General features: G+C 34.4%; 12 protein-coding genes. 1 reads left to right on the top strand and 11 read right to left on the bottom strand.

The genetic code is table 11. The features are described from left to right. The first annotated feature begins 37 nt into the window (after positions 1-37). Positions 38-808, top strand: coding sequence for a hypothetical protein (locus tag ACFSR1_RS18215; protein ID WP_378294446.1), 771 nt, complete (start codon positions 38-40; stop codon positions 806-808). A gap of 176 nt (positions 809-984) precedes the next feature. Here the strand turns inward: ACFSR1_RS18215 and ACFSR1_RS18210 are convergent, their stop codons facing one another. The 11 genes from ACFSR1_RS18210 to ACFSR1_RS18160 form a co-directional block, all read right to left on the bottom strand. Continuing rightward, positions 985-2,616: an amidohydrolase gene (locus ACFSR1_RS18210; RefSeq protein ID WP_378294445.1), complete on the bottom strand. Its 1,632-nt coding sequence runs from the start codon at positions 2,614-2,616 to the stop codon at positions 985-987. Between the two features lie 185 nt (positions 2,617-2,801). Then, the gene (locus ACFSR1_RS18205) at positions 2,802-3,413 is read right to left on the bottom strand and encodes a BglII/BstYI family type II restriction endonuclease (protein WP_378294444.1); all 612 of its coding nucleotides are present in this window, start codon (positions 3,411-3,413) and stop codon (positions 2,802-2,804) included. Beyond that, positions 3,413-4,975 (bottom strand): DNA cytosine methyltransferase, encoded by a 1,563-nt coding sequence (gene dcm, locus ACFSR1_RS18200; protein ID WP_378294443.1) that lies wholly within the window; start codon positions 4,973-4,975, stop codon positions 3,413-3,415. The genes ACFSR1_RS18205 and dcm overlap by 1 nt, the downstream gene beginning before the upstream one ends. Before the next feature lie 391 nt (positions 4,976-5,366). Then, positions 5,367-7,073, bottom strand: coding sequence for a serine hydrolase domain-containing protein (locus ACFSR1_RS18195; protein WP_378294442.1), 1,707 nt, complete (start codon positions 7,071-7,073; stop codon positions 5,367-5,369). A gap of 231 nt (positions 7,074-7,304) precedes the next feature. Then, a complete protein-coding gene (locus tag ACFSR1_RS18190) occupies positions 7,305-8,117 on the bottom strand; it encodes a helix-turn-helix domain-containing protein (protein WP_378294441.1) in 813 nt (270 codons plus the stop codon). A gap of 262 nt (positions 8,118-8,379) precedes the next feature. Further along, positions 8,380-8,970, bottom strand: a complete 591-nt coding sequence (locus ACFSR1_RS18185; protein WP_378294440.1) for an SRPBCC family protein — start codon at positions 8,968-8,970, stop codon at positions 8,380-8,382. Between the two features lie 116 nt (positions 8,971-9,086). After that, complete coding sequence (locus ACFSR1_RS18180; RefSeq protein WP_378294439.1) at positions 9,087-9,899, bottom strand: M23 family metallopeptidase; 813 nt, start codon at positions 9,897-9,899, stop codon at positions 9,087-9,089. A gap of 96 nt (positions 9,900-9,995) precedes the next feature. Further along, positions 9,996-11,750 (bottom strand): TonB-dependent receptor, encoded by a 1,755-nt coding sequence (locus ACFSR1_RS18175; RefSeq protein WP_378294438.1) that lies wholly within the window; start codon positions 11,748-11,750, stop codon positions 9,996-9,998. Between the two features lie 26 nt (positions 11,751-11,776). Continuing rightward, positions 11,777-14,794, bottom strand: a complete 3,018-nt coding sequence (locus ACFSR1_RS18170) for a tetratricopeptide repeat protein (protein ID WP_378294437.1) — start codon at positions 14,792-14,794, stop codon at positions 11,777-11,779. 179 nt (positions 14,795-14,973) lie between these two features. Beyond that, positions 14,974-15,870: a hypothetical protein gene (locus tag ACFSR1_RS18165; protein ID WP_378294436.1), complete on the bottom strand. Its 897-nt coding sequence runs from the start codon at positions 15,868-15,870 to the stop codon at positions 14,974-14,976. 32 nt (positions 15,871-15,902) lie between these two features. After that, positions 15,903-17,126 carry an MBOAT family O-acyltransferase gene (locus tag ACFSR1_RS18160; RefSeq protein WP_378294435.1) on the bottom strand — a complete coding sequence of 408 codons (1,224 nt, stop codon included), beginning with the start codon at positions 17,124-17,126 and terminating at the stop codon, positions 15,903-15,905. Positions 17,127-17,148 lie beyond the last annotated feature (22 nt).

Genomic DNA, 17,148 nt, shown 5'->3' with positions numbered 1-17,148 from the left:
TTATTTACTAACCCTTACCTCTGGAAAATCAATTTATATGCAAATTACAAAATTCTTAAGTATCCTTTTATTTACATCTCTTATACTGGTTGGATGTTCTGATGATGACGATAATAATTTAATTCCCGCGATTGAGTCCCCGAATGTACAACCTCTTGGAACTTCGGCCAATGATTTGCTAAGTGATACAAATTTTAGAGGAGTAACCATAGAAATAGTCTCTGTTCAGGGATTTGAACCAACCACAGCGGCTATCAATACGTTTAGAAGTTTTCTTGAAGAACGTCTGTTTAAGCCTGATGGAATCACAATCAATCAACGTACAGTTTCTTCTTCGGGTTTATCTCCATTTAATATTGAAAAAATAAAGCAAATTGAAACCACGACCAGAACCGCATTCAACGAAGGAGATGAAATTACGGTATATATCTATTTTGCAGACGGCACGAATGACGCTGATGATGGTTCCAGAGTCACTTTGGGCACCGCTTATCTAAACACTTCAATCGTTATTTACGAAAGTACATTGCGTAATCTGAGCGCTAATCCTAATGCACCTATGCTTTCTACAATTGAAGCCGCTACACTCAATCACGAGTTTTCACATCTAATGGGATTGGTCAATATTGGAACACCTTTACAGTCTCAACATGAAAACACCGTATCCAGAGGACATTGTAACGTACAAAATTGCTTAATGGAGTCTGCTATCGAATTCGGAAACGGAATGATGGACATGCTTGGCAACGGAGTACCAGAGTTAGATCCTTTGTGCATTGCTGATTTACAGGCGAATGGAGGAAGGTAGTTTTAAGTTGTAAGTTTTAAATGATAAGTTTTAAGTTTTGAAGTGTGGGGTTTAGTTTTAGACAAATTGTTCAGAATATTGTATATTGATCTCTGTTCTCTTCTTAATTCTTTTCTAATGATTACTCATTACCACTTTGTACTTAAAACTTTTACTTAACACTTAAAACTGAACACTTATAACTTAAATACCTTCTCCCCACCAACATAAGTTGCATGTACTTTGATATTCGGAATCTTATCTTCCTCGATTTCCATTATATTTTCTTCCAGAATCACAAAGTCTGCAAATTTACCTTTGGTAATACTTCCCTTTTCTGTTTCCTCGAAGTTACTGTAGGCTGCCCAGATCGTCATTCCTTTAAGCGTTTCTTCTCTGGTTAATGCATCTTCTTTTTGGAAACCTCCTTCTGGATATTGTTTTAGATCTTTACGAGCCACCGCAGCATAGAAAGTATAAAACGGACTTACATTTTCTACAGGATAATCGGTTCCCAAGGCTAATTTACCCGTTTTATTCAATAATTGTTTATACGCATAGGCACCTTTGATACGTTCTTCACCCAATCGCTCATCTGCCCAGTACATATCACTGGTGGCATGTGTTGGTTGTACACTCATCACCAAATTGTCATTGAGCATTTCAAACTCTTCCGGAGCCACTACTTGTGCGTGCTCCACCCGCCATCTTCTGTCGGATTTATCTTTTAACACCTCATAATAGGTATTCATCACCACTGCATTGGCAGAATCACCAATCGCGTGGGTATTCATCTGAAAAGGAGAACCTGCCAGTCGTTTTGCTAAGGCTTTAAACTCTTTAACGCCAATTACCATTGCTCCGTGATGATTCTCCTTATCAGAATATGGTTTTTTTAATACCGCTCCCCTAGATCCCAGCGCACCATCTGCATATACTTTAAAAGAAGATACATTAAGTTTGTCGGTTTTATGAACTCCTTGCTTTAGATACTGATCTACATACGCAGGTACATTGCTCACCATCGCATACATCCTGATTTTTAACTGATCTGCTTTTTGTAAGCTATCAATAACCGTGATTACATCCGGACTTAATCCGGCATCATCTACAGTTGTTAATCCATAACTAAAATTAATCTTTTCTGCATCTTTTAGTGCTGCCACTTGCTCTGCAACCGTAGGTTGCGGAAAGATGGCTTCTACCAACTCCATTGGATTATCGATCAGCACTCCTGTTAGTTTTCCATCTTTTTGAATGATTTCGCCACCGGACACCTTCGTGTCTACCGCTATTTTAGCAAGATCTAGTGCTACCTGATTCACCAGCATCGCGTGACCATCTACTCTAGTTACTGCCACAGGAGTTTCTGGAAACAAACTATCCAGTTTTTCTTTGGTTGGAAATTCTTTGATCTCCCAATCATTCTGATCCCAACCACGACCGGTGATAAAAGATACTTTTTTCTTGTTCTGAAAATCAACGATACGCGCCAATACTTCATCATAACTGGTAGTACCGGTTAGATCTACTTTTTGTTGTTGTAATCCTAATCCATAAAAATGACAATGCGCATCAATCAAACCGGGTACAATAGTTTTGCCTTCTGCATCCACAGAATCTGTAAATGTATAAGTTTTGCTTAGCTCTCCTAAACTACCCACCGAAATAAATTTATCATCTTTGACAGCAAAAGCTTCTGCTTTGGGTTGTGTATCATCTACGGTATATACATTGGCATTAAAAACCAGTAAGTCTGCTGTTTCTTTAGGTTTTTGACAAGAAATGAATAGGAGTGTACTAAGACTAATAAAAAGTACTTTTTTCATGAGGTGTTGAGTTTGAAATGTGTTTACCCAAAATTAAAGATAAAAATGATGATATCAGGTTTTTATCTTTTTCTTAACTTTTTGGATGGATTGTGGGGTGGTTTTTTGGGACGTTTCATGTATGTTGCGTTTGCTTCCTGAAGGGGGAGAATTTACAATGTCTACATTGTTAGAATTGGTTCCTATTATGGTTCGATCCCAACAAGAACAAGAGGAACTGCCGGTACTCCTCTTCCTTGTCTTGCTAGATCATACAAAGCTCCTTCATAATAACCAGGTCCTGAAGACATTTCGGTTTGCATTGATTTCATTGGCAAAATTTCTATCCCTACATCAATAGTATCTCCCACATAAAAAGCTAGATGTTTAACGAACAAGTCGTACGCAATAAAACTGTATTTACCGAACTGCACTTCTACTGCTATTCTATTTTTTACAAAATCTGTTTGATTATATGATCTAATAGGAGTTTTTCCTTCTTGTTCCATTATATTTTTTTGATCTTCAGCTTTAAGATGCATTGTACGACTGATTAAATTGTAGTCATCAGTTACCCAGTAGTTTGTTCTACTTTCATACCAACCTAAAGTTTCAAAATCATCCTTCATTTTCTTGTTCAAATCAGTTGGGCTGAAAAGTTTTTTACCTTTCATTGTCTTTTCTTTGCTAACTTTAGTTCTATAGTCTTCGGCTTTTATTGTATTAATTATCTGTTCTAGTTCATCCCACATGGCTTTCTGATGGTATTGAATCCATTCAAAGCCGTTGAGATGAGAATACATTGCACCTATTTTCATTAATTAAAAAGTTTATTATTTATACTTGAAAGAAAATAGAAGCCAGTCAAAACACTTTGATGATGTTCTTTAAGTTTCTTATTGTCTTCTCGAACTATTGCACTAACTAGACTAGAATCGACATCACTAAAATCAGCTTCGTTTAAGATTTTTTCTACACAGTTACCAATCTCATCTAAAAAATCAAAAACACTATTATTTAATTCTGAAGAAGTCCATAATTCTTGGAGGTTTGATGAATCTATAGAATTGAATGATTTCTCAATATCATTTATACAATCATTAAATATTTCATTTTTTGTTGTATTTACAATTGGAGCTAAGGTGTTTTTAATATCTGAATTTAAAGGTATTTCTTTTATACTTTTTGAATTACCATAAAAGAATTTAAATGACCAAGGTATATTATCCATTTTTGGATCATTTGAAAGTTCAAATCTAACACCACTTCCATATCTCAATGATGGAACTGCAAATTTAAATTTTCTATTTGCTGGAAACTTCCTTTTTGGCAATCCCAAATTTGAGTCATATGCCTTGAACGGGGGATGGTTATGATAGTAGTCAGATTCTTTAGGGTGCTTTAATTCATCAAGCGGGGTTTCTAACATACTTTGGAATATATAATAAGTTAAAATAGGGGGTACCGCATTACCTATCATTTTGAACTTAGCATTTAAAGTTCTTCCGTAAAACTGATAAGTTATTGGAAACCCTTGAATTACACCTCTCTCTCTAACATTTAGTCTTCTAAAACCATTGTTAGACTCAACAATTATACTTTCACGGGAAACTCTAGTACAAGTAGCTGTAACAGTTCTACTTGGCCTATCCAATCTATCAGGGAATGACATTTTATTATAAATTGGATGAAATGTTTTAGCATCTCTATTTATACGTTCTTCTTGTGAAGTCAAATTCACCTCGTTTTCAAGTTCTGTTATATCATTACGAGAAATAGAATAACCATAATTTGGATCAATAATTACTTCTTGCTTTAAAGAGTTTAAAATTTGTCCAAATGTGACTTCATTAATTTGTTCTTTATATGATTCAAATAAATCTAAAGGAAAATCACCAGCGATCATTCGTTTTCTATTTTGAGGAACGCCGTAATCTGCTGAGTCAACAATTTTTATAACCTTAACTAGTTTCTTAAATTTTTTTAATGCACCTCCATTAATTTCCTTTTCTAAAATACTTGCAACTCTAGGAACATTTTCCATTGCCCAATATTTTGGTTTTAAATGCTCTACTATTTCAAGAAACTTATAAATATCAACTAGGCCATCTTTTAAATCTCCATTACCTCCTTTATTTGCAAATGAAAATTGTGTACAAGGAGGACTTCCTACAACAAAATCAATTTTATTTTCAAAGTCTAAATCATTAGGATTAATTTGTCTTATATTGATTTCCTTATGATTTGTATTGAAATTTAAATTATGAGTTTGATTAGCCTCATTCCACCATTCATACGAAGCTACATTATTTATTTTTGACAATTTCATTCCCATTGTCCACCCTCCTATACCACTATATAAGTCTATTGCATATTTCATAATAAACAAATATAGTATTTGTCATTTAGATTTTATTTTTGATCAATATCTTTTATCAAAAACATATTAACTTTTAAGATGATGTTAGACAACGTTGAGCAAATGAAAGCCGACATGCTCGCATTATGAACGTATTATATTATTTCTATACTTTAATTTTACGTTTGTTACTCCACCACCAAACCCTAGCTTAAACAAATTCCAACTACAAACGAGCCTTAAAAAAACGTAAATTTCCCCAAATAAAAAAACCAGCAAGATGTGTCTTGTTGGTTTTGGTGTGTGACTCACCCTTTGAGCACTTCGACAGGCTCGGTGTGACACCTCAGGGTTCGGGATGTCCGAGAACTGTACTTCGACAAGCTCAGCAATCGCGGAGTCGAAGTCCGATTTATTTGATGATTGCTGGAAGAACGTATCGCTCCAGAATGTTTTCGGGTTGTTGTAATAGTTTTCGGTTTCTGTAATTACCGGAAGTGATTACTACCACGGACTCCAATTCTGGAATCACACAAATATATTGACCACCTGCACCTCTTGCTTCGATCGATGCAATCTTTTTACTTCCTACCGTATAGGTTTTATGCCACCACAAATAACCATATTCATTTTTATCTTTTGCATCTTGCAGTCGTCTGTATTTTTTAAAGGATGCTTCTACCCAGTTTTCAGAAATGATTTGTTTTCCTTTCCACTGACCTTTATCCAAATATAATTGTCCAAACTTCAGCATATCTCTTGGAGTTAAATACATACCGCCTCCAAAATAAGGTGTAGTTGCTGTATTCTCTGTCTGGATGATATAATTGGTAATACCCAACGGAGCAAATAATTTTTCTTCCATATACAATTCTAATGGAGATTGTAACTTTTGATCTAAACTTACACCCAATAAAAATGGATTAGCAGATCCATAATTAGCATATGTTCCCGGATCGTGTATCATTTTTGCTTCCAACGTAGTTTTTAACCAATGATCAGAACTCTGATAGTTATTCTCTGATGCATCACCATCCACATCTAATCCAGAACTCATGGTCAATAAATCTTCAAAATTGATCTTTGCTTTTAAAGAATCTTTGGTATAGTGAAATTCCTGAGGTATACAATCATATAGTTTTTGGTCTACACCTGCTAAGATCTTATCATCAATCGCAATACCTATCATAGCAGAAGAAATACTTTTGGATGCGGATCGCTGATCGTGAGAAATATCTGGATTGTGTCCATCAAAATAAGCTTCGAAGATCAGTTTCCCTTCTTTGGCAATAAGCACACTATGAGTATTTGGCAGTACTTTTTTATTTACTTCATCAATCAACTTGGATAGCGAAACGCTTGATGCCCCAACATCTTCAATACTTGCAGTAGCCCAACCATCATTCAGCTGCACTGGTCTATTTGCATTCTGATTTTTAGGACCACTAGGTTTTAAGGATGACAAATCAATATCAGAACGTTTAAAATTAGTGACCGTTACTGTTTGCTTGCCTAATAAAGTTTCTAGTTCAATAGTATCTTCCGTGAGCTTAGCTCTAAATCTAAGACCTGTTTTATAATCTTTAAATACGATAACATTCCCTTCTTTTTCACTACCATTCACCCAAGTTCCTGTGAATCGTTGATCCCCAAAAAACGGATACATATCAAGACTACCATCTCCATTATTTTCTACACCTAAATACATAGCTTGTGATTGCAAGTTATCTACCATAAAAGGATTCCAAATACCTTTATATACCTCATCAGTCTTTCGTAAAATAACCTGATACATTAAAATACCGGATTTTATAAATCCAGTGACTGCCGTTTTATCCTCTGTAAAAGAAAGATCTATATGAATATCATTATCAATACTTCCCTCCAGACGATTAGTATTGGTCACAGTTAGCATTTCGCTTATCGTTGACTCAGGATTCGTAATTGTGAGCTGACACAAATTAGAAGGCAACTCTTCTAAAACGAGATCAAAGTTTAAGGTATTTGTATGTGCTAATTTGCCTTCCCAGTTTCCTTCATAGGTGCTCACTCCTTTTTGCGAGCAACCTGTTAGTATGGCTGCAAAAAGAAGCACTACCGTCATTACATTTTTAAACATAGTTTTTTACTTTTTATGAGATTCAAAAGTACTTCCTTACTCCTTCAAAAAATTGTATCAGATTAACATGATACCAATTTTATTATAAAATAACGTATTCATGCTTGTTCATTCTTCGCGCTATTTTCTTATTCTAAATTTCCCTAGCTAAGGCTATGCAAATTCATCACGGCGGCATAGCACAAAAAAGCAGCTTCGTTTTCTATACGACATTTTACAAATAAATTGGTATTACAAATTTTTATTCAGGTTTTTTCTATAAAAACTGGGATTCATTTCAAAATAGGATTTGAACACACGATTAAAGTGACTCTGGTCAGAAAAGCCTGTTTGATAGGCAATCTCGGTTAAGGAGTTTGACGAATCCAAGATCAGAGGAATTGCTTTTTTGATTTTATGTTGCCTGATATATTCGCCAAGACTAGCGGAAAGGTATTTTGGTGCTGCTCTGGAAATATGTACCGGATGTACATTTAATTGATCAGAAAGATATTGAAGACTAAGCTCCGAAGTATCGTAATGTAACAATTCTTGTAATCTAATAATCCAATCAGGAATGTTTTTGGAGTCGCTTTCTTTTATTTCTCCTAACGCTTCACTGATTTGTAACAATAATAACTCTACCGAGACTTCGCTATATTGATCTGAAAGTACAAATTCACGGTATAGTTTTGCAAAAAGGAAATGTATTCTTGGGTTTTCGATTCGTTGACTTCCTTCTAAGAGATTGATAGTTATTCCATTATTTTGGAACCAGTCCTTCTGAAACTCTAAATGAAATCCACTTGCTTTTTCAGAGTGTTTAGATCCGTAATGAGGTTCTTGCCAATTATTAAACATTATGCTTCCGGATGGACATAAGGTTTTTGTTTTGGTATTACAATCCATCATATTACCTTGTAGCACAAACATAAAATAAGGATTCTCGTGATAGTGCCAGGCTGTTTTTTCTACAGTATACTTATATTGAGATAGTAGAATACCATTAAAGGAAACTTCTGAATTTTGTTTTCCATAATATGTTCCCTCTTTTAATATTTTCATTAATTGTTAGACTTTCTGGTCAGGTTATATCTCAGTATATAGAATACAAAATTCTGTAAAATTCTAAGATAGCAAATTACGCCGAACTCAGCGCTTATTATAAAAGAAGAATCTATTCATGCTAGTTATAAACCATTGAGAACACCAAACCCTTCAACTTTACTCAGGGTTCGGAATACACGAGGGCTGTACTTCAACTGCGCTCAGCATTCGTGAAATCAGAGGACTGAGGCTCTCGAAGTCCGGTTTATGATTCTTATTGTTATTCCTCTAAAGAAACTGCTGTGGTATCAATTACAGTTTGAGTTTCTATTTCCGGCTCAGGAAAATAGTTCTTGGTGTTTTCTTCAATTACTCTTTTCAGATTACTTAAGTTCTTATCCTCTTGTTCCTTCATAAATCCTTTCATAAAAGAAATCAAGGATTTAGAAAAAATACCATTTCCCATTGTGGTTGATTTAGAAGAGATGTTAGTTTTTCCGTCGTTTTCTTTAAAAAGTATTTCATAGTCCATATCCATAAAATCCATGGTAAAGGTCATTGCCATATGTTCATTGGGCTTCAGCGCTGTGATGGTCTCTTCCATCATCATTTCCTGACCGTTATCTTCTACATATACATTAGAAATGGCTCCGACCGTATTTGCAGTACCACTTACTAATTCGGTTCTTTTATATCCTTCAATCCATTTTGGTAAATTGGATTCATCAGACATCACTGCCCAAGCTTCATTGGCAGGTTTATTGACTACTATTTCGCTTTCATAAGACACCGATGGTGTTAACATTCCTTTTCCAAAGAATATCAGTGCGAGTACTATTATTAAAAACAGTAAATACTTTAAATATTTCATGATTAAGAAGTTTTGTGTTCCTATAAATTTAATAATTTTCTCCTAAAGAAGAAACAGTTTTTATTTGGAACAAAACCAACCAAAAATATTAAGACACACTATTTACACGTAAAATATTAATAGGATTTATTGTACCTTTTCTTTTCTTCTAGCCGGGTGAGCTGTTTACCATTACCCACCAGGAACTTTGTCGGTAATGTCTCTCGATCATTAAATCGCTGTAGAAATACGATGAAATGCAGATGTGGACCTGTAGACCATCCAACATTACCGCTATATCCAATATGTTGACCTTTTTTTATAACATCACCTGGCTGTACTTTAGCACTATCTTTTTTGATATGTGTATATTCTGCAAAGGTTCCATCAGAATGGTATACCAGAATATAATTATTGAACTTAGCGCAATCAGCATCTGTACAAGTTTTATTAAAACTTTGTTCTACCAGCACTACTTTGCCATCTCTGGATGCGTATATAGGTGTGCCAACCGGCATTCTAAAATCCAGCGCATACTCATTGGCATGTGAAATCTTACCATTATATCCTTGGGTCACCATATGCTCTGTTCCTTTTTTAAAAGGTAAATGATATGCATAATCGGTATCATAGGATTTCTGTAAATGATTGCCGTGATTATAGCGCACACTAAATCCTAATCTGATGGCTTTTTTTCTATCGACTACGGTTAGGTCTGCAATATAGAATTTGGTCGTCTGTTCCGGAACTTCTATAATTTTGATATCACCAATACTAGAGGTAAGATTCTCAATTTTGAAATCAATCTCTACAGAAACCGGGCAAAACTCACCATTATCTGCATAGATGGTATATCCGTTATCCGTTTCTTCATAATATACCTTAAAGTTTTCCTGGGCAAAAGTGGATACTGTTAGTAGACCTAACATCCAAAAAATAACGCTCTTCATGTTCAATGCATTTCCAATTACAAGGATAAAATAGGGTTTTTTAATGTATTATCCTTAACCAGAAATATTTTTAACTAAATCTCCTTATAAAACTTGTTAATAATTAAACTTATACGTCACACCACCTAATACTTGTATTCCCTGTACCGGGAAGTTTGCCCAGCGTTCGTAGTTTTGCCCGGCAAGGTTATTTCCTTTTAGAAAAACAGATAACTTATCATTAAATCGATATCCCAGGTTTACATTGGCATCAAAATAACTATCCAAGGTTATCGTTGCTTCCGGAGTTGGTGGTGCAAAAGCAATAGTTGTATCGATATCATTTCGTTCTCCTACATAAAACAATTGAGCACCGGCAAACCATTGATCTGTGATCTGATAATCTAATAAGGCAGATGCTTTTAGCTCCGGTAAATTCCAAGCTTCCTGCTCATCATCAGTATTATAACTAAAATATTCTGCAGAAACACCGAGCTTAAACTTTTTATTGATATTAAAATTTAGTTCTCCATATCCACTCAGTGTTAAGATATCATCATAGCGATAGGCAAAAGAATTTCCGAAGTCATAGCCTTCTAATTGTATGGTTTGTGGTCTATTATTAACGAATAAAGCTTTATCATCTTCAGAGGCATAGCCTCCTCTAAAATTATAGCTTACTACATCAGAGATTTTTCCTTTTAATCCTACATAGGCATCAAATTGATTGTGCGTGGTCGTTAAGAACAAGGTTGGTGAGACGTATGGATTAGCCTGTACTGCATCTCTATAGGTATTTTGCTTTAATCCTCCTTCTAAACCACCGTACGCAATTACAGCTTCATCCAGCAATCGATACGAAGCAGTAACTTTTGGATAGATAAAAAAGTCGTTATCATTATTCTGACTATCAATACTATAAAATACAGCTGCTCCCAGGTTTAGAGTTAAGTTATCTCTCAATACAACCAAACTAGGTTGTATTCCCAAATTAAGAATGCTGAAATCATTAGGTGTTTGTAATACCAGGTCCAGTGGTCGGTCAAAGCTTCCTCCTAAATAATCAATAATAAAATCAGTAGTAATCAATTCGTCTGCAATTTCAAACTCGAATGTTGGTGTAAATACCGCGTGATGTTCTGCCGTACTCAATGCATCTCCAAAATAACGATAATTTAGAGAAGCTCGTTTAAAATATAAATCATCAAACTGCAATTTGCCTCCCAACTTGGCCCCAAAATAATTCTGTTGGGGGTCAATTGCATCAATTTCTGCTTGTGTCAATAAAGGAATTTCGGTCAAGCCATACCAATTATACAATTGGTGCTCTGCTCCTACTTCTATTCCGTATGTAAAATCCTTAGTACGTGATGTGTAATTAAGATCTAAAAAAGTATCATAAAACTTATCATCCAGTTGTACGTCTTCAATCCCCCCTTGTGATGAATTATGATGTAAATACAACCCCATATTATCCGTTCGGTTGATCTGAAAATTACTATAAAATTCTGCTAATACCGAGGTGAAATTACCGAATCCTAAGGTTGCATAATTATCATACAACGGTATTTTTTTGGGTCGATCTATATTAGCTGCTCTACCTTTTGCAGGTGTAAATGTAGAAGCCACAGGAACTGAAAAAATACTATATCGTAGCTGTTTTTTCTTTTGGGTAACAGAATCATTAAGTATCGGCGTGGACTTTACTTTAAACGCATCACTAATTGTTGGTGTATACGTTTTTACAATAACCACACGCTCTGTTTCTATGGTTTTCTCTTCTTCTTTTTCTTTTTCCTGAGAAGTAATTGTAGTAATACCACACGCAAAAACACAGGTAAAAGAAATTAATTTCTTGATATATCTGGACATAAATATCTCGAGTTTATAACTGATTATTATTGTTCGGTTTGGATGGATGAATTAGTTTTTGCTTCTTCGGCTTTGATTTTTTTCAATTCGGATCTAGCCTCATCAATCACATCCGGATAATCCGTGAAGTTTTTGATAACACTTTCTAAAATATAGGTGGCTTGATAGGCATCTTCTAATCCATAGAAATTTTTAGCCATTAGAACTAAGCCTTTGGCTCCATATAATTTATAACCCGAATAATCTTTGGCTAACTTTTGCACCGTTTCATTAGATGCTTTATAACTGCCTTCTTTGTTTTTAAAATAAGCATCATAGTACAAAGCTTCTGCCGCGAGTTCTCCAGTAGCAATTTTTCTAACCTCTGTGTAGGCCCTTTTGGCTCTGGCATCATCTGCAGTTTGTAATGCTGCACGTGCAATAAAAATCTGCGCATCGCTTTTTACATCATTCTGTATTTTTGGATTCTGCAATACTTTTTCAGCATATGTTATGGTCTCCTGATAGTGTACTAATTGATAATGTGATTTCATCAAATTAGACTGAGCAAATATGATATTCTGCGGAAAATCAGCAACCGTTTCTAGTCGTTCTAACACAGGAATCGCTTTGTCATAATTACGATTCTCTAGATAGATCTGAGATAGTCTTGCCAATGCTTGTTCCGTGAATTCTGTTCTATCTTTTTGTAACACATATTCATAATGCGGAATCGTAGCTTGCTTATCTCCTTGTTTGAAAAACAATTGCGCGAGATAAAAATGACTCTTTAATGCGTGAAGACCATTAGGAAACTCATCCAGATATTTCTGGAAACCTGTAATAGCTGCGCTATTATTATTCTCTAAAAATTGTTTTTCTGCTGCTTCATAAGATGTATTATCCAGATCTGCATCGGTTACATCCACAAAGCTCAATCCTTTTACCCAACTAGAATACTCATCTGTTCTGCCTAAATCTACATAGATCAATCTAGCTGTATTCACTGCTTGTATCGCTTCATCGGTTCCAGGATAATCTGCTACTACCTTTTTAAACTTTATTAAAGCTTTATTTCCTTGATCTCCATTATAATAAATCAACCCTTGTTTTAACAATGCTTTGGGCACATACGAACTCCTTGGCACTTCTTTAACCAATCGATCATAGGCCGCAATCCCTTTTTGGGTTTGATTTTCTGCTATATAAGTATTTCCTAAAGCAAACATGGCATCATCACGATACGTGGATCGTGTATATTGTTTTAAAAACATCTCCAAATCACTGATCTTCTTATCATTCTTTTTTACAAAACCATAACTAATTGCTTTCTGATAATGTGCATAGTCAGAATCTGCTCCCCCATTTTTAATTGCTTTGTTATAAGCTTCCATCGCCGGCCAATACTTACTGGAAATAAAATGACTGTCTCCAAGTCTAAGATATGTGTCCGTTAGTCGTATCTCATCAACACCTCTTTTTTTAGAATAGGTATCAAAGAAGTCCACAGCTTGTGTATATTGTTTTAGTTTGAAGTAGGTATAGCCTATATTATAATCTATTTCTGAATACTCTGTAGTAGCTGATGCACCTTCACTTCCTTTAAACTGTTTGAATCCAATCAGAGCTTCTTCAAAATTACTCTGTAAATAATCGCATTCTGATTTCCAATAAATAGCTTTAGCCGTAAATTTTGGATCTGTTTGTTGTATCAACGATTTATCAAAGTATACTTTGGCATCCGTATAATTCGCTTCGTTATATAATTCTACTCCTCTGAAATAAGCAACTTTTTGATATACCACTTTATCATCAAAATTTCGACTACCTTCTAACAAGTCCATTGCCTCTTTATAATTCTTGGATGTGATATATGAACTGATCAATAATTCCTGTATCTCTTCTTTGAATTCGGAATTGGGATATGCTTCTGCATAAGACAATAATACTTTTGGCGTACTCTCATACGAATTACCAATCTCATAACTCAACTTAGCATAATTATACAATGCATCTTCTTTAATCTTAGCTTCAAAATTCATTTCTGAAGCATTCTTAAACGCATTTAAAGCTTGTTGCTTTTGATCTGTTTTTAGGTAAGATTCTGCTAGGTGGTAATAGGCATTCTGGGCGGTTGCATTGCGCCCATCCACTATTTTATTAAATTCTGAAATGGCATTGGTATAATCACCTCCTTTATAATAGGCATATCCTAATTGATAATAATCTGTATTATTCCATTTGCCCTTTCGGCCTTTATAAGCCTTCAAATGAGGAATTGCTTTATCATATAGTCCCAGGTTAAAATAACTCTCTCCAATGATTTTATTCAATTCAGATTTTTCTGAAGGTTTTGATTTAGGAAGCTGCCCTAATCCATCATTAATAGCCTCCTGAAACTTTCCGGATTTAAAATTCATATCACTCTGGAAATACGATAAATTCTTATTGTATTTATCCAAATCCTTTACCTCATCAAAAAGTTTATCTGCTTCCTGATAATTATCTCCTTCATAAGCTATAAAACCAAGATAATATTTTGCCTGAGCACCGTATTTATCGGTCTCTTCTACTTTGGTTAAGAACTTTTTTGCTTCATTAAATCGCTGGATTTTAAAATATGCATACCCATTATTGAAGTTAAATTTTTCTTTTTCAGAACGGCTCATATTACCTTCATCAACTTTGTCATACCATTTACGAGCGTATGCATATTTACCGTTATCAAAATAGTAATTCGCTACATCCAGATATGCAGCGTTACGTTTAATACTGGTAGGATATTGTACTACGAATTCTTCCATCAATGCATCCGCTCCTTTTTGATTAAGCCATACCGCACAATTGGCAATATAATAGGTACATTCTGCATCAATATTCTCATCATCTACGGCATCCCTAACTTTATCAAACAAATTCTGAGCGGCCAGAAACTGTTTATTATTATAAAGCTCTAGTGCCTGATTATACAGTACTAGTTCGTTTGTGTAAATTGCCGATTGTTGCGCAGAAATCTTTGAAGATAGGATCGCTACAAAAAGCATCAAAGTGATGTATTTGTTCATGTAAATATTTCTTTCAAAGTTTAGATTCCGGATGATACCAGAATACCGGTTTAATAGAAATTTCAAGGTTTCCCTTGACCAATTTTTCTTAAAGTAAATATCGTTTCCCGTGAATAAATTTTGTGTTAAAGATACCCTAATCTTCATCTTAATAACGAAATATTTTGGAGATAATTACATCAGAAGCCATTTTTTGGATCAGATATAATTTCATTGATAATCTGTGTATATTTTTTTGCGCCTTTATGGTTTAGATGATCTGCATCATACAAATCTGAATCTTCTAATCTGTAATCTTCTCTTAAATTGATGTAAGTGGTATTCCTGTTATTGGATTCTAGTGTCTTACAGACAGATTCAATTTTATTCCATTTTTCGGGATTCAAGGCAGTAATGTAATCTTTATGAACTGGCATTTCAACTAAATAAACTTTGCAGCCTATCGTCTTGCATCGGTCAATTATAGATTGAAGTTTTATAGTATTTTGGCTAAAGTCCATCAAACCATCCTTGTGACCTTTTGCTCTTTGCAAAGCATGCTTTTGTAAAGTTAACTTTCCCTTATCAATATAATAATTACCCCATCCATTTTCATCACAGCTAACAATAGTACCATCTTGGATATATTTTCTAAGTAGATCAGTGGACCAACTAAATCTTCTGCAAAGTGCCAAACTGTATTTTCTAATATCAAAATCAGAGACAATAGGCGCTTTTATATCCATTTGATTATAATAAAAATACTTACGCCACGTATCACCTTTCACATTTTTGGGCTGACTCAAAGTATAATAACCAATAGTTAGCACCAAATTCTTAAGGTTTTTAAGACTGTCCTGATGTTTACTAAAAAGTAATTCATCAAAGTATAAGGATTGACTTATAAGGGATAAATTGAAGGCTTCTGAAGTTATGAATTCCGGGTTAATACCAAAAAAAGCGTGAGAGTCTCCCAGTACCAGAGTTTCTATTTCATCATAATGGGTGGTAACCATTTTATGCTTATAAGAATAGTTTGATTCCACATGTCGATAAAAATATTCTAATGCACCCCAAGCAAGTACTATGGGTATCAAAAATAACAATATTCTTTTCAGAAACTTTTGCATCAAAATTGAAAATAAATAAACGTTTGTAGCTCTGCACCAAAATTAAAAATCATAAAAACAGTAAGATAATAAATAAGATATTTTATAGGCTTAAGTTTTATATAGGATATGTCTAACAGATGGCTTCTATCTCTTTGAATCCACTCGATAAAAATGTATAAAATCAAAAAAAATAAAAACTTTTTATTTCCTTGAGGCATTGAGAATAATGATTTCGAAAAGATTTGATCTAAATATCCAAAAGCTTCTGTAATTGTTTCTGCTCTAAAAAACACCCAGGCTATGGTAACTGTAAAGAAAGTAATTCCGATTCTTAAAAAATCAATAAAAATCGATTTTTGGGTTTCAAGTAAGGCTTCTAATTTTGTATACTTACCAACAAAAACAGTAACTATCAATACAATTCCATGAATTAACCCCCAAAACAAAAAAGTAAGATTGGCACCATGCCATAGACCACTTACTAAGAAAACAACCAAGACATTGAAGATCAATCTGGAATTTGAAACTCTATTACCTCCTAAAGGTATATACACATAGTCTCTAAACCAGGTAGAAAGTGAAATATGCCAGCGCCTCCAAAACTCTGTAAGGTTCTTTGATAAATACGGAAAATTAAAATTTTTCATTAAGTCAAACCCTAGTAATCTTGCAGTACCAATAGCAATATCTGAATAGCCTGAAAAATCTCCATAAATCTGAAAGCCAAAAAATATGGCTCCACAAAACAATGTACTACCCGAATAATCTGTATAATTTTCGAAAATATTATTGACGATCAGCGCACAGTTATCTGCAATCACCATTTTTTTAAACAAGCCACCCAAGATTAATCGCAATCCATCTACACTTTTGGTATAATTAAAGATTCTACTTTTCTGAAACTGTGGTAAAAGATTCGAGGCTCTTTCTATAGGTCCGGCTACCAGTTGTGGAAAAAATGAAACAAATGCAAAAAATGAAACCACATCTTCTGTAGGTTGGATTCTCTTTCGATATACATCTATAGTATAACTCAATGTCTGAAAGGTGTAAAAACTTATCCCAACAGGAAGAATAAGCTGTGCGGAACTGTAAGATATGGGCCTGCCGAATAACAAAAAGACCTCTGTAAACGTTTCTATAAAAAAATTAAAGTATTTAAACACAAAAAGAACACCTAGATTAAAGAATAGACTCACTCCCAAAAGTAGCTTCCTCTTAATACCTAAAGTAGTTTTCAATTGTTTACCGACTATAAAATCA

The sequence above is a fragment of the Aquimarina rubra genome, assembly GCF_042684305.1.
GTDB classification, from domain to species: Bacteria; Bacteroidota; Bacteroidia; order Flavobacteriales; family Flavobacteriaceae; genus Aquimarina; species Aquimarina rubra.
The sequence above is the reverse complement of the archived record's forward strand: the minus strand, read 5'-3'. Positions and strand labels throughout refer to the sequence as shown.